This window comes from Roseibium sp. RKSG952, assembly GCF_009711355.1.
Genome location: NZ_SMMF01000961.1, coordinates 84,701 through 98,664 on the forward strand (window position 1 = coordinate 84,701; position 13,964 = coordinate 98,664).

A 13,964-nucleotide genomic window follows, 5' to 3' on the forward strand; every position below is an offset into this window, starting at 1 on the left:
TGCAGGTGAAAACCGCGGCGAAACTAGACAGAATTACTCAGGTTTACAAGAAAAATGAGCTGCAGCTCATATTTTTGATTAAACGATTGTTTTATATGATAATTACGATCTATTCTTGCCGTCTAGTTCTGAGAAATCGAAGGCCAGCATCAACATTCGCTTACACCAACCCAGAATTCGCGTGCGGTTCGGTGAGTCGTCAGTCATGGCCAATACCTGCAAACAGGCTATGGTGATCTGGTTCTGTAACAGAGCCAGCTCCTGCCCAAGCGCGGCGGGCGGATGACCGCTGATTTTCGCATGCAGCCCAACAATACGCTCAAGGATCTGCTGCAAATGTTGCGCCTCCAATTCGGCCAATTCTCGCGAACTGCCCATGGCTCGGCGCAATTGCCAATGCCCGCGCGAGTTGATCTCGGGATGACCGGCCAGCGCCACAAGAATTGCGTCAATACATTCTTCTTTGGACAGCCCATCCTGAAGCGCCTGCCCGGCCTCATCCAGCGCATTTAGCGTCTGAGCAAGCCAACGTTTGAACAGTTCATAAAAAATGGCCTCTTTGTTGGGAAAGAACTGATAGAGGCTGCCGATGCTAATATTTGCGCGTGCTGCGATCGCATTGGTGGTTACCCGGTCTGCAGGCCCTTCTTTTAACAAAGTCAGAGTCGTTTCCAGAATGGTCTCGACCTTCTTTTGTGACCGCAGTTGTTGAGCTGCTTTGCGCGGGGAAACAGAGGAATTCTGGGAGTCTGGCATGATCTCAGCTAAAGAACGAATTTTGCTCAATTTTTGTAGCAGAGCGCGTTTCTTTCGGCCACAGCTATGAACTTCTGTAGCGGTTGAATTCCCGGATTGTCCGTTTGAGCACATGTTCTTTTGCTGCATCAAGTCGGAAGCAAAATACAATCATGCTTTGTTCGAGGGACATGCAGTCTTGCCTAATGGAGTATCACGAAACTCCCAATGTGTTTGAACCCTTAAGTCTGATTATTTAAGCCGGAGACGCAGTCACATTTCTTGTAACGGATGCTGGTTATAACTCAGCCTCAAAGCGCGGAATGATCCCTGAATGCACCGCCCCATGGAATGTTGCGATTGACGAGGAACTGACAGTCGAGTTCACCGTCCCCGGGATATACGCGCACATATACGTGCCGCACTAAGAATGGGACATGGTCGGGTTGATAATCGTAGGCGGCAATGTACCGAACCTAGCGGCAGCTACTACGCTGTAACCTGCTGTCACAGGGACAGCCCATTGTGGGCTAGCTGGCGTCCGAAGATACAAGTGTTTTCCAACATCGAAGTACCGGATCATAGCACCGAGGACATTGCCACAGCATTTCGGGATGCAGGGTTTGAAGTTTCGGTCAGTCGGTTCATGGCAAACGCCTTCATACCCTTGGAAGGGCCAAGCGCCTACTTCCCAACAGACGTGGATCGCCTTGAGGTCTATTCAAGCTGGAAGCTTCTTTTCCGTTTCACGCGACTCTAGGTGTCGAGGCAGACGAACCCGAAAACTGCTAAAATGCTGAAGACCTGTTCAAAAAATCGGTAACGCTACTTGATGAAACTATACCTTACTACTATTGTCAGGTTCTGATGATGGCACCTGAGAGTGTCAGAGTAATGAAACGGTCCCACGTGATGCAGGCAATCGGTTTCAAAACTGAAGAATACGCCTATGCGCCTCCTGTTCCGACGATGTCGGAGCGGTCGCTGCGTATTATTGATCATCTTCGGATAGTGGCCCGCCGAAGCAGATCAGCCGCACGTGTTGATCTTGAGCAAGCTTGTGCACTGCTGCTGGCTGATCCTGCAGACGCAAAGATGCGCCATGCGGAAACGCTCATGCGCGGGTTCAGACAGGCTGTCTCAAATCGGCCCGTTTTTTATAGGCCCGGAACAACCGATCTTTCGTTTGACGAGGCATGGCTTGGACGTTTGTTCGAAGCTGTTGAACAGAATGATGACGACAGCTTTCGGTTTCTGATTCAATCACGCGTTCCGCGCTGGACACAACGAAACCTGGCCTTTCTAATCCGTTCAATTTCCGAGCAATTTCATCGGATTTAGAATTATTCTAAAAAGTACTTGGAAAAATTCCCTGATCCTCTAGATATGGAGAGGAGCGCTGTATTTGTTCCTCAAATCAGCATTGTAACAAGCAGGATCAAGGGAAGTATTATGACCCAAACAGCTATTGACCTCACCAAGGATTCCCGTGCAGCCATTGCAGACGCTTTGAACCAATCTGTCGCGGAAACAGCCGTGACAACCATGCTCGCCCAGAACTTTCACTGGAACGTAACCGGTATGGCCTTTGGCCCACTGCACGAGCTTTTCCAGAAGATCTACGAGGATCACTTCGTAGCACAGGATGATCTGGCCGAACGTGTAAAGGCCCTGGATGCGCACGCAGAAGGCACGCTGGCCGGTATGCTCAAACGATCCAAGGTAAGCGAGCACGAAGGCGATGCTTCTGACAAGGAAATGATCAAAATCATGTTGGACGCTCAGGAAACTCTGGCATCAACCCTCGCGGGCTGTGGTGAACTTGCGGCCGAACATGGCGATACACTCACCGAAGATCTGTGCATCAGCCGCGGTCAGACCCACGAGAAATTCGCGTGGTTCCTGCGCTCGCACCTGCGCTGAACTATTTGGCCAGAGTGATGTTCACTTTGGCCTTCTTCTTTTTCAGCTTTTTCAGATAGGCCGGTCCCCAATGGGTGTACCGGCCCATTTTTTCCTGCTGACAGATCAGCATCTGTATGAACGCCTCCTGCTGATCGGGTCGTTTGATCGATTTAAAAAGCTTCTTTTGGCTTTTTGTCATCGAACACCCGATGCAATGCCCCTCGCGGCGGAACTTGCAAACATCGATACAGGGTGACGGGACTTTCTTGCTCATCACTGATACTCGCTTATACGATTGGCTGAATCTGCGGCGTGTGGCTGGTTGATCAGAAGCTAATGGTCCAGTTCACTAATTTTGTCGAGCAGGCATTCCATTAATCCGGGTGTGTCACAACATTTAGTGTAATCAAAATCGATCTAAAGCAGCCAGCAGCTACTGGCTTCAATCTTTCGGTTTGTAATGTGCCATAAACATTGCGATGCAATCGTCCATTATCTCTTTGGGCGTAGGGTTTTCGCCAAGGAAGAACTCTGGCCAGAAGAAGAAGTTTTTGACTAGTGCAAGAAGCTGGTTGGTCGCGAAGACCGGGTCGGTCTGACGGATTACACCTGCATCCATGGCTTCGCTGATCAGCCTTGTTATCGGGTAGTCATGGGTTGCGGATTCAGTGAAGAACTGCCGGGATCGATCAAGGTCACGGATTAGTTCAGATATGACCATCCGGTTCAAACCGAGCGCGGTCTCTTCCGTGATCACCTCAATGTAGCGCCAAAGAGCGTCCTTCAATTGCTCGACAAAGTCACGATCTGGGTCGTAGGGCACCGGTTCCATGCTCCAGTTGCGCTCGATCATGATCTCAGAAATCGCTTCGAACAGCGCCTCTTTGCTTTCGAAATGATTGTAAAGCGTGCGACTCGATACGTTTGCATTCTTGGCGATCGTGGTCGTCTTGGCCCCCAGAAACCCTTGCTCTCGGAACTCCTCGATGGCCGCATCGATAATATCTTTTCTTTTCTTTTCAGTACGTTTCACGTTTCTCATCTCAAAAAGTAAAAAGATGTGTTTACAAACACGTCCCACACTTCATAAGTAAACAGTGTAATTTACTTTTGCAAGGCGAGATGCCGATCGACCCGAAAGGACCATGAAGATGGCAACCCAAACCCTGACAGCTGGAAGAAACAAAGTAACCTTCAAATCCTTCGGAGTGGATTTGGTCGGAGACCTCTATCTTCCTGAAGGTTTTGATGAGACCAAGACATACAAAGCGATCGTAGGCGCCAGTCCGTTCCCTCAGGTCAAAGACCAAATTCCTGCAACCTATGGGCCGGAAATGGCTGCAAGAGGGTTCATCTACCTTGGCTTCGACTATCTGGGCATGGGTGAGTCACCTGCGCTGCCTGGGGAGTTCAAGCAATCGCGGTACATGTTTCGTTTGATAGAAAACACATGGGATGCGGTTTCCTACCTTGGAACCCTGTCCTTCGTTGATGAGATCTATGGCTTGGGCGTGTGCCAAGGCGGTTCGATCATCGCGTCGGCAGCCGTTACCGACCACCGTATCAAGAAGATCGCAATGGTTTCCGGGATGATGGCGGCCGATGGCTTCCAATGGGCCGATCGCGACATGGCCAATCAGCAGATCGCAGCTGCAAACGCGTCGATGCAGAAAATGTACGAAACCGGCGAGCCTGACTATGTTACCCCGTTCGGTCTCAACGATGAGCAATCACGGCAGGAGTTTATTGACCTGGGCGTTAATCCGATGGCCGGAGAAACCTATGACTATTACGGACGCGATGGGGTCAAAGGACCGAAGGCTGTATCGACCTACACCAACATGCATGTCGGTGATCAGGGCATGCAGTCTCTGATTTCAATCGGTGAAGCCTATGCAGACAAGATCGTTCAGCCTTCTTTGGTGATCTACAGCAAGTCGGCTTTTACAGCGATCTGCTCGACCCAATTTGTCGAAAAGCTAACCAACGAGCATGAAGAACTGGCCTTCGATGAATTCAGCCATGTTGATTTCTACTACAAGCCAGATGCCGTCAAAGCGTCAACCGACGCTGTGGCGGAATTCTTCAGCAAGTGAGTAAATTTGGTAGAGGTCACACTTGCACCTCTACCTTTTTAGGCGAACTTCAGCACCGGCGAGGCGGTACGGTTTCTCGAATAACCTGAGACACCGTGCCGATTAGCGAAAGACCTGCTCAGTGTGCTGAACAAATTCCCGGCTTCGACTCAGGCCGAGAACTTCCGTCGAAAATCTTTGGGCGTCATCCCAGTTGCCTGATGGAATTTTCGACCAAAGGCTGAGTGGTCAGCGTACCCTGTGTCAAACGCGATTTGCTGGATTTGCTTTGTCGAATGGATCAGCTGATCTTTGGCTTTCTCTATCCTGATGGCTTGTACATAAGTCATCGGCGTCATGCCTGTCGCAGATGTAAAGCGTCGGATGAATGTACGTTCTGCCAGTCCCGCTTGTTGGGCGAGATCATCCACCGAAAGACGCGACGCATAGCCACTTTCGATGGCCAATTGTGCCTTTCGAATTGCAGCATCCTGATGCGAAAGATCCGGGGTGAAACTACGATAGCGCCGTTGATCCATACGGCCGACGTCAACGACAAACCGGCGCGAGGTTTCGATCATCGCATCGCGGCCAACAAAGCGTTCAATGAGCGCCATAGACAGATCTACCCAGGCCATCATGCCGCCTGCAGTTGCCAGATCAGAATGTTCAATCAGGATCTGATCGACGTCCGTCGCAGCGTCGGGGTAGCGCTCGGCCATCAGGGCTTCCAATCCCCAATGGGTTGTCACAGGTCGATTGCCTATAACTCCCGCCTCTGCCAACCAAACCAATCCCACGCAAACCGAGCATACAAGCGCCCCGCGCGTATGTTCTTGTTTCAGGAATTTTGGAATGTCAGGTTGGGCTGAGACATCAACCTCCTGTCCCGCAGGCGGCAGGATATAAGCGTCATATCCGGGGACAACTGTGTCGGTGATGGTCACACGTAAAGAACGATACCGTTCAAGACCTCCAGCAAAACTCAACATTTCTTCGATACCGTGAACGGCTGAAGTCAAAGCGCCCCGGTATCTGACAATCGCAATACGTGATTGATCGGTCATAATGGCAATTTATGCATAGTTTTTGTCTTCCATGCCAGTAGCTCAAAATTTGGGAAACAGCAAATTGGGATCCAGAAACATGAAAGGATCAGCCGATGAAAACTCCTGAGCTTACCCGCCGCACTTTCTCCACAGCTCTTCTTGGGGCCGCCACCATCGCCGGATTACCCAAGGCCGCATTTGCAGCAGAAATCGCTACTTTGAAAATAGGCGCAACAACCGTTTCGATGCTGTCCGACGGCCATTTCGAAATCCCATCCGCCTTCTTTCAGGGTGCCGACCGCGCGGCGATGGCGTTGGCAGGTGACCCCATCGACATTGGGGCAACCGTCTGGTTGGTACGTGACGGGGAGCGCACCATCCTTGTCGACACAGGCTCGGGTGCAGCCCTGTCCGAGATGTTCCCAACCGTTGGCAAACTGGACGTATTGTTTGCTGCTGAGGGAATTGGAAAAGACACGATCACCGACATCATCCTGACCCATATGCATGCCGATCACATCGGCGGCTTGATGGGGCCGGATGCGGGCGGGTTCCGGAATGCGACCATCCATGTCGCAGAGGCCGAATGGGCTTTCTGGACCAACCCGGACCTGCCAGCAGCCGCGCCGGATGCTGACAAGCCCATGATTGATCTGTTGCAATCCATCGCAGGCCCGCTTGCGGATCGCATCAAGACCTATGCGAGCGAAGCGGATTTGGGTGGTGGTATCACATTGGTGCCGCTGGTTGGTCACACCCCAGGGCACAGCGGTGTGCGTATATTGGCCGACAATGGCGAGGAATTGTTCATTGTTGGTGACGCCATCATCTCGGAAGCGCTTCAGTTCGCGAACCCAACAGTGCGCTATGCCCTCGATTCCGATCCGGAACAGGCGATTGCAACCCGAACAAAGCTTCTTGGCCAGTTGGCCGACGATCAAACCGTCTTCTCGGCCACCCATCTGAGTTACCCCGGAACCGGGCGCGTCACGCGCAGTGGCGACGGGTTTGTCTTTGTTCCACTGACATGACGGTCACAAGCGGGAGAAAGCGCGCATTGCGCTTTCATCCCCTGCGATTGCGACAGATGCCTCAGGCCCGCACCAGATGCCCGCCATCCACGTCCAACACTGCGCCCGACAGATAGTCGTTTGTCATAGCCATGATAACGGCCTGCGCGATGTCTTCGGCCTGCCCCACACGCCCAACCGGCAAGCTGCCACCGACCTCGTCGTACATGGCATCCCGCGCTTGCTGAGGCATCTCCTTATATGCCTCTGTGTCGACCATGCCGGGGCTGATGCAGTTCACGCGCGCGCGTCCGCCAAGTTCAAGCGCCAATCCTTTAGTCAACGCTTCGACCGCCGCATTCACAGCCCCAAGACCCGTCGCACCCACGGAAGGACGGCGACTCAAGACACCTGAGAAGAAGGTAATCGAGCCCCCATCGGTCAATGACGGCAGCACTTGTCTTGCGGTGACGTAGGGGCCTGTAAACTTGGCCTCGAACATGCTGCGCAACTGATCTGTCGGCAGGTCAGTAAAGGTTCCGTGCGCCGCACTGGAGGCCGAGATCACCAAGTGGTCCACTCTACCAAGTTTTCCGGCCCAGGCTTTCACGCCGACTTCGTCCGTCATATCCAGCGTAGAAACTTGTACGGCGCTCCCAATCTCTGTTGCGGCAGCCTCGAGCTTTGCGGTGTTGCGGCTGGCGATGGTGACCTTTGCCCCAAGAGTTAAGGCCAACTTGGCCGTGGCCTTTCCCATCCCGCTGCTGCCGCCAACGATGACGACGTGTTTGTTTGCAAGGGCAGTTTCAAAAACAGTGTTCATTTCAGTCTTTCCATAAATCGGTCGATTTGAATGGGTCGGTCGATGCGCAGCACCAGTTTCCCAGTGGTGTCGCCCGCTTCCAGTCGGCGATGTGCTTCTGCCGCCTCTTCAATGGGCAGGGTCGTGACCTGCGGGCGCAATACACCTTGCTTCAACATTTCAAATACAGTCGCCATATCTGCATTGAACGCATTGGGGTGATTGCTGAAATAGGTGTAGATATCGCTGACGCGCACTGCCACCGACTTCTGGAAATGCTTCGCCAGATCCTCAGCGAAGCTGCCTGCGGGCGGACCGGCAAGGAACCCAAAGAGCACCACCGTTCCAAGGGGGGCCAGCGCATCGAGATCGGATTTGAGCGTATCGCCCGAAACCGGATTCAGCGTCAGGTCAACGCCGCGTCCACCGGTGAGTTCCATTACCCGTGCGGCCACGTCTTCTTTCCGATAGTTGATCACATGATCTGCACCTTGCTCGCGCGCATAGCTAGTCTTGTCGGTGCTGACTGAGGCGATCACTGTCAAACCCAGATGTTTTGCGATCTGTAGGGCCATAGTGCCAACGCCCCCGGCAGCCGCATGAACCAGTACCGTTTTTCCTGCTTTGGCAGCGCCCAGATTGACCAGCATGTGATAGGCGGTCATTGCATTCACGGGAATCGAAGCGGCGGTTTCAAAGCTGACGTCATCAGTCAACCGGGTTACAAATGACGCTTCGATTACTGAATGCGTACCATAGCCACCTGCGCCAACAGGCCCCATCCAAGCCACTCGGTCACCCACCGCAATCCCGTCAACACCTGCGCCAATAGTTTCAACAACCCCTGCCCCTTCAACACCCGGCACAAAAGGCAGATCGGGCATCATTCCTTCGGGCATTTCGCCCCGGCGGATGATCGTGTCGATAAAGTTCACTGCGCTTGCATAGTTTCGGATCAGGACTTGGCCCTCACCCGGCGCTACCACTGCAAGTGCAGTTTTGTGCAAGACTTCTGGTCCACCGATCCGGGTGATTTCGAGTGCATAAGTCATGATGTTCTCCTTGTGTTAGGGAGAAGATAAAGATCGGAACCGTTGGGGATAATAGTTGATTTAGGAAGATATAATCCCAATCATGGGATAATGATCTACAACGACCTTGCCCTGTTCACCGCTGTTGCCAATCACCTCAGCTTTTCCGCCGCCGCTAAACAATTGGACATACCGCTCAGCCGGGTCAGCCGCAGGATTGCGGAACTTGAAGACCACCTTGGCTCCAAACTGTTTGAACGCACGACCCGTCATGTCCGCTTAACCGAGGAGGGGCGCCGTCTGCTGGATCGGTGCCAGGATCCGATAGATGCGCTTCAAGAGGTTGCGGGTTTTGCCGATGATACACGGCGACACAAGATCCGTATCACAGCCCCACCGCTGGCCGCCCGTAAAACTATTGGTCCCCGTCTATTGGACTTTGCACAGCAGCACCCGGAAGTGGAGTTTGAACTGACGACGACCAACCTGTTTCTGGATTTTTTTCGCGACAACATCGACTTGGCTTTTCGACTGGGGCCGCTATCGGATTCCACCCTCGTTGCTAAACGACTTTGGTCCGTGCACTATTGCTTTTGCGCCGGGGCGAAGTTCATCTCTGACCGTGGTTTGAGGGGACAATTGTCCCGGGAAGAGTTTCTAAACCTTCCCGCGCTAGTCGCGGGACAGTCATGGGTACTCGAAACCGGAGAGGTGCTTCAGCCAACCCAGATTTCCCACAATTTCATTGATCTGGATGTTATCGAACAGGCAGTTCGCCGCAATCTGGGGATCGCGATGTTGCCACGTGACATGGTCGGGGACGGCATTCAACCTTTGCAGGTAGAGAATGCCACCCCGCTGACCAGAGACATGTTTGCGGTCTACCCAAGCCGCCGCTTGTTGCCGGTGCGGGTCAGGAAGCTGATCGACCACATGGCCTCCGGCTAATGTCACCAATCAATGGGTTGCCCATCTCGGAAGAAGCCACCAGTCGGGCCTGTATCAGGGAGCATTGCAGCCCAAACAACGCCCGCTGCGCCTTCGGACACTGGGCGACCACCGCCCCCCATGTCAGTCGCCACCCAACCCGGGCAAACAGCGTTAACGAGGATGCGTTTTGATTTCAATTCCGCTGCGGTCTTGAGTGTCAGAGCATTCAGAGCCGCCTTTGAGATACCATAGCCCGGTGTGCCGGAAGACATGCCGCTAAACGCCCCGGCTCCGGAAGATACGTTCACGATCCGGGCGTTTTGGCCCTGTTTCAAAAGCGGTACCGCGGCGATTGTCGTAGCCCAAGGACCAAAAAGATTGGTCTCAAACGCGCGGTGAACGCGAGCGAGATCTGCGGTATGTGCTTGTTGATCGGTGTCATAATCCACGCCGGCGTTGTTCACGAGGATTTCGAGGCGACCATAATCAGCTTCGATCCGGGAAAAGGCGGCCACGACCGAAGTTGGATCTGACACATCTAGCTGCAAGGTGTCCGCGCCGTGCCCGATCTGATGTGCCGCCGCCTGTCCCCTCTCCAGATCGCGTGACCCGACAAGGACTTTCAATCCGTGATCGTGTGACAACTGGCGAGCAACTTCTTTACCGATGCCACGATTGGCACCGGTCACAAGGGCAATACGTTGTTTGGTCATGAGAATGCACTCCCGAGTCTCTCAGTCGGCATATTGAAGCGACATTTTGGTGATCTTGCCTTCGCCGTTCCACCAATAGTGATAGTGCACCACTAAGAAGGCCCAATTGACCTCGGTTTTGGCGTAACCGTCTTCGTATTTCAGGATCTGGAGATGTTTGAAGCTCTGTCCACCGGGCATGACCTCGCGCTCAGCCCAGGCTCGGATAGCATCATGTCCGACGAACTCGCGATTGACATCGATCATCACGGCGTCATCAGTGAAGCAGGCCAGATATGCTTCAATGTTCTGTGAGTTGGTCGCGGTCTCGTAACAGCTGATCGCGGTGGGCAGGTCGTCGGCCCAAGTCGGGGTCGCAAGGGTGACTAGGTCTGCCAAAAACGTCAATCTGAACATGGATCGGTATCTTCGGGATTAGTTCGCTGCCGCAGCGCGTTCGCCAGCCTTTGCCACAAGGACGCGGTCACCGGTTTCCCATAAGGCAGTCATTGTCATTGAGGTGACCTTCCAATCGGCGCCGTCCTTCTCCAGCTCATAGCTGTAGCGCCCGCCCAACACCCATAACCCATCATCAATCCGGTGGGTGGCAGTGAAGTCAGCTTCGGCCTTAGCGATGGTGTCGGTCATCTCGTTCACCGTGTGGTTGGTCACCATGTGGTGAGTGACATCGAAACCCGGCATGAAAGCAGCCCAACCTGTGACCAGATCGTCTGCGGGCTGAGTGACCGGATCTCCGCCCCAAAGGCTGGTGTAGTCGGTGGTTACGATATCGGCAAAGGCATCACGCACGCGGGTCCAATCGTGACGATCGGCACCGGCGGCGATGTCGGTCAAGGTGCGGGTGATCTCGGTTTGGTCGGCCATTGCGGCTCCTCCGATAACGATTGCGGCTGCGAGGGTTGCGATAACTCTGCGGGTCATTTCTGTGTCCTTACTTCGATTGGAGGCGTCACTTCACTCATTGGCTAAGCGTTCAGGCACAGGAGCCAATTGGTATTGCGACCAGAAAAAGGTGTTGGCTGCGTCCTGATCGGCACTGAGGTTGGTTGCCTCAACGATCTTGCCGTTCTCGATCCGGTAGACCAACGCCCAGGTAGTATCGACATTCGGCTTGCCTTCGGCATTGGACCAGCCTCGGTGAATATCAACCACGTGGGTGTCATCAGCACCGAAATAGATCGGGTCTGCCTGAAATCCGGCCATGCCAAGCTGGGCAAAAAAGGCCAGAACCTCATCGCGACCATTCTTGGTACCGCTGAGGGGATGGCGACCCGGAATGTACCATTTCACGTTTTCATCCATGACGGCAGCGATCCCGCCAAGGTCATTTGCGCCGTATGCGGCAAAGAAGTCCTGAACGACTTTCATGTTTTCTTCGGGTGTTCCGGCCATAGCAGCGCCTCCGACAAGGGTTGCGGTTACAAGGGTAGCGAGAGTTTTGCGGGTCATTTGTTTTTCTCCGAAATGAGATGATGCCGGGTAGCATGGCCCGGCACCTACCGGATCAATTCAGCCGTCAAGGCCGAGGCGGAAGTGGTTGGCCACGGTGTCAGCAGCGCGGGTCACATCCTCGGGGTTGTCGTAGAAATCGAACTGAGTCACATCCTCGAGCCACTGTGCGGTAGCCTCGCCGGCAAAGCCTGCCAGGAAGGTTTGCACACCTTGCGGGATGGCGGCGCTTTCCGAATGCACGATGGCCAGAGGCTTGTCCAAACGCTGTGGGTTGTCGGCAGGGTGATAGGTCAGCCAGCCTTCCCAGCCTGCATTGTTCCACTTGTCGTCATATTCCGGGATCGCGCCACGATCGCTTTCGTAATAATAACCACCGATCGGCATCAGAACGCCTTCTGCCCCTTCAGGACCTGCCGCGGGAATTATCTCGCCCCCTTTGGCTTCAGCGGCATGCGAGATTTCGATCAGGCCAGCAACACCTTCTTCCCCACCATAAACGGCCTCAACAATCTCTTTGTTGTGCAACCACGGGGCCACCAGACCAAGGCGATCCACCAGCGGGTTGCCCGCCACAGCGTCAACCATGTAGCCAGCCGAGGCACAGATCCCCAGACCGTTGATGTGATCCGCATCGACTTCGGGCAGGGTTGCGACAAATTCAAACGCAGCCCTGATGTCCGAGGTCTTGGCTTCGGGACTTTCTACGAAACGCACTTTGTTTGGAAGGTCACCGGATTTGCCCCAGCCACGGAAATCAAAGGTGAAGGCGGCAAAGCCACGTTCGGCCATTTCGCGGGCATAGTTGGCGGGCATCTGTTCCTGAACCGAAGTCCATGCACCGGTCACGACGACAGTCGGCAGCGGGGCGTCACCACGTTCTTCTGGTAGATACAGCGTGCCTGACAAGGTGGTGCCTTCGTTTTCAAACGTCACAGTGCGAGTTTCGACCTGAGCGATGGCAGCAGTGGAAGCCAACAGCGTGGTAGCAGTGGTCAAAGCAGTCAGTTTCATAGTTGTATCTCCGTTGATTGGTTCAACTGGGCTCAGGCCCTATGACCAAAGAGATACGACGCCCTCGCCAGGATTAATTGCACCTGACTGCCGGGTTTTTGAAGGATCCTGCTCAGGTTGGTTTTGCAGCCCGATACGCCCGCGGAGTCTGGCCCACAACCTGCTTGAAACTGCGTGTGAAATGCGCCTGATCCGCAAATCCGCAGGCCAGAGCAATGTCTCCTAACGGGCGTTCAGCGTCATCCATCATCTTAATGGCCTGCTCGATCCGATAAGCCATGACGTATTGCATGGGTGTTGAACCAAGTGTTTCCTTGAACACCCGAGCAAAATGAGACGGGCTCATTCCTGCCTCGGCAGCCAGTTGATCCACCGTGATCGTCTGGTCCAGCCGGCGCTGTACAAAGGACAGAACACGTTGGTAATGCCGCGAAGTGAAACGCGAAGAGAGTTCGACATCTTCTGCGCGGCGTTTCCCATATTTTTGCAATAGCTTGACCAGGAACACGCGGCTCATCGCCTCGAACATAACGGCGGAGGACATGTCGTCCGTTTCCAGAGCATCTCTCAGAATGACACCAGCAGCGCAAAGGTCGGGGTCGGAAAACTGTGGCAAATCCCGAAACTGCTGAGGATCCAGCAACATGCCTAACTCGGACTGTGCAAACTGCTCTATCTTGGCGGGATCCAACGTGATCACGATCACATCTGACTTTTCATGCCAGCGCCAGCCCGATCGCATCCCGGCCGGCGTGACGACAATCTCGTCGACCAGGAACGTGAAATCGCGCAATTCACCATCTCGCCAATTTTGTACGCGATGTGCCTTGGGATTAAGGTTCAGAAGCACGTGATGTTCCTCGAACACCTCTTCGGGCATCTGATCCGGTTCGGCCTGAAAATATCGCACAGACATCAGACCCGCCGCCGAAGGACGGTCCATCGCATCGCTGTTGAGCAGCGGTTCAGACGGGTAGATGTCAGCGTATTTTATCGGCAATCTCTGGGTCCTGCAGCAGGCGGGATCAATTCTTAATGGTCCCAGCCAAAGTGACAAAGCCATAGCATATCATCAAGTGACGCCGAACTGCACTAAGTCCATCTGAGAAAAACAAGATCACCCTACAATGCAATCCCAGCACTTAATCAAGATGCAGCAGTGGTTGTGCGGGGTCTTCAGCCGCGCTGGAAATCAAGGACGCTCCTGAACTTTCTCTAATTTCAAGAGCACTGACTTACGCACACTATCGG

16 protein-coding genes are annotated in these 13,964 nt (G+C 53.8%); 4 read left to right on the forward strand and 12 right to left on the reverse strand.

What is annotated here, in order from left to right; genetic code table 11:
* Positions 1-102: 102 nt before the first annotated feature.
* Entirely contained in the window at positions 103-786 is a 684-nt protein-coding gene (locus tag E1297_RS43015) for a TetR/AcrR family transcriptional regulator (protein WP_196223551.1), read from the reverse strand.
* A gap of 1,401 nt (positions 787-2,187) precedes the next feature.
* Here E1297_RS43015 and E1297_RS43025 point away from each other — a divergent pair.
* Entirely contained in the window at positions 2,188-2,658 is a 471-nt protein-coding gene (locus tag E1297_RS43025; protein ID WP_155149316.1) for a Dps family protein, read from the forward strand.
* A gap of 1 nt (position 2,659) precedes the next feature.
* Here the strand turns inward: E1297_RS43025 and E1297_RS43030 are convergent, their stop codons facing one another.
* Together E1297_RS43030 and E1297_RS43035 are read right to left on the reverse strand one after the other, a co-directional pair.
* Positions 2,660-2,914 (reverse strand): DUF1289 domain-containing protein, encoded by a 255-nt coding sequence (locus tag E1297_RS43030; RefSeq protein WP_155149318.1) that lies wholly within the window; start codon positions 2,912-2,914, stop codon positions 2,660-2,662.
* A gap of 168 nt (positions 2,915-3,082) precedes the next feature.
* Positions 3,083-3,673, reverse strand: coding sequence for a TetR/AcrR family transcriptional regulator (locus tag E1297_RS43035; protein ID WP_196223552.1), 591 nt, complete (start codon positions 3,671-3,673; stop codon positions 3,083-3,085).
* A gap of 118 nt (positions 3,674-3,791) precedes the next feature.
* Here E1297_RS43035 and E1297_RS43040 point away from each other — a divergent pair, with 118 nt between their 5' ends.
* Positions 3,792-4,736, forward strand: a complete 945-nt coding sequence (locus tag E1297_RS43040) for an alpha/beta hydrolase (protein WP_155149321.1) — start codon at positions 3,792-3,794, stop codon at positions 4,734-4,736.
* Between the two features lie 149 nt (positions 4,737-4,885).
* On the opposite strand, the gene E1297_RS43045 is transcribed toward E1297_RS43040, so the two are convergent.
* The gene (locus E1297_RS43045; RefSeq protein WP_155149323.1) at positions 4,886-5,782 is read right to left on the reverse strand and encodes a GlxA family transcriptional regulator; all 897 of its coding nucleotides are present in this window, start codon (positions 5,780-5,782) and stop codon (positions 4,886-4,888) included.
* 95 nt (positions 5,783-5,877) lie between these two features.
* On the opposite strand from E1297_RS43045, the gene E1297_RS43050 reads away from it, so the two are divergent.
* Entirely contained in the window at positions 5,878-6,795 is a 918-nt protein-coding gene (locus E1297_RS43050) for an MBL fold metallo-hydrolase (RefSeq protein WP_155149325.1), read from the forward strand.
* A gap of 61 nt (positions 6,796-6,856) precedes the next feature.
* Here E1297_RS43050 and E1297_RS43055 read toward each other — a convergent pair whose 3' ends face one another.
* Both E1297_RS43055 and E1297_RS43060 read right to left on the reverse strand, forming a co-directional pair.
* Complete coding sequence (locus E1297_RS43055; protein WP_155149327.1) at positions 6,857-7,597, reverse strand: SDR family oxidoreductase; 741 nt, start codon at positions 7,595-7,597, stop codon at positions 6,857-6,859.
* Positions 7,594-8,628, reverse strand: a complete 1,035-nt coding sequence (locus E1297_RS43060; RefSeq protein ID WP_155149329.1) for a quinone oxidoreductase — start codon at positions 8,626-8,628, stop codon at positions 7,594-7,596. The genes E1297_RS43055 and E1297_RS43060 overlap by 4 nt, the downstream gene beginning before the upstream one ends.
* A 90-nt stretch (positions 8,629-8,718) precedes the next feature.
* On the opposite strand from E1297_RS43060, the gene E1297_RS43065 reads away from it, so the two are divergent.
* Positions 8,719-9,555, forward strand: a complete 837-nt coding sequence (locus tag E1297_RS43065) for a LysR family transcriptional regulator (protein ID WP_155149332.1) — start codon at positions 8,719-8,721, stop codon at positions 9,553-9,555.
* 2 nt (positions 9,556-9,557) lie between these two features.
* On the opposite strand, the gene E1297_RS43070 is transcribed toward E1297_RS43065, so the two are convergent.
* The 6 genes from E1297_RS43070 to E1297_RS43095 form a co-directional block, all read right to left on the reverse strand.
* Complete coding sequence (locus E1297_RS43070) at positions 9,558-10,250, reverse strand: SDR family oxidoreductase (RefSeq protein ID WP_155149334.1); 693 nt, start codon at positions 10,248-10,250, stop codon at positions 9,558-9,560.
* Between the two features lie 21 nt (positions 10,251-10,271).
* Positions 10,272-10,646: a nuclear transport factor 2 family protein gene (locus E1297_RS43075; RefSeq protein WP_155149336.1), complete on the reverse strand. Its 375-nt coding sequence runs from the start codon at positions 10,644-10,646 to the stop codon at positions 10,272-10,274.
* Between the two features lie 18 nt (positions 10,647-10,664).
* Positions 10,665-11,171, reverse strand: coding sequence for a nuclear transport factor 2 family protein (locus tag E1297_RS43080; protein WP_155149337.1), 507 nt, complete (start codon positions 11,169-11,171; stop codon positions 10,665-10,667).
* Positions 11,172-11,204: 33 nt separating this feature from the next.
* Entirely contained in the window at positions 11,205-11,699 is a 495-nt protein-coding gene (locus E1297_RS43085) for a nuclear transport factor 2 family protein (RefSeq protein WP_155149339.1), read from the reverse strand.
* Between the two features lie 60 nt (positions 11,700-11,759).
* A complete protein-coding gene (locus E1297_RS43090; RefSeq protein WP_155149341.1) occupies positions 11,760-12,713 on the reverse strand; it encodes an alpha/beta hydrolase in 954 nt (317 codons plus the stop codon).
* A gap of 112 nt (positions 12,714-12,825) precedes the next feature.
* Positions 12,826-13,713 (reverse strand): AraC family transcriptional regulator, encoded by an 888-nt coding sequence (locus E1297_RS43095; RefSeq protein ID WP_196223553.1) that lies wholly within the window; start codon positions 13,711-13,713, stop codon positions 12,826-12,828.
* Positions 13,714-13,964: the final 251 nt, after the last annotated feature.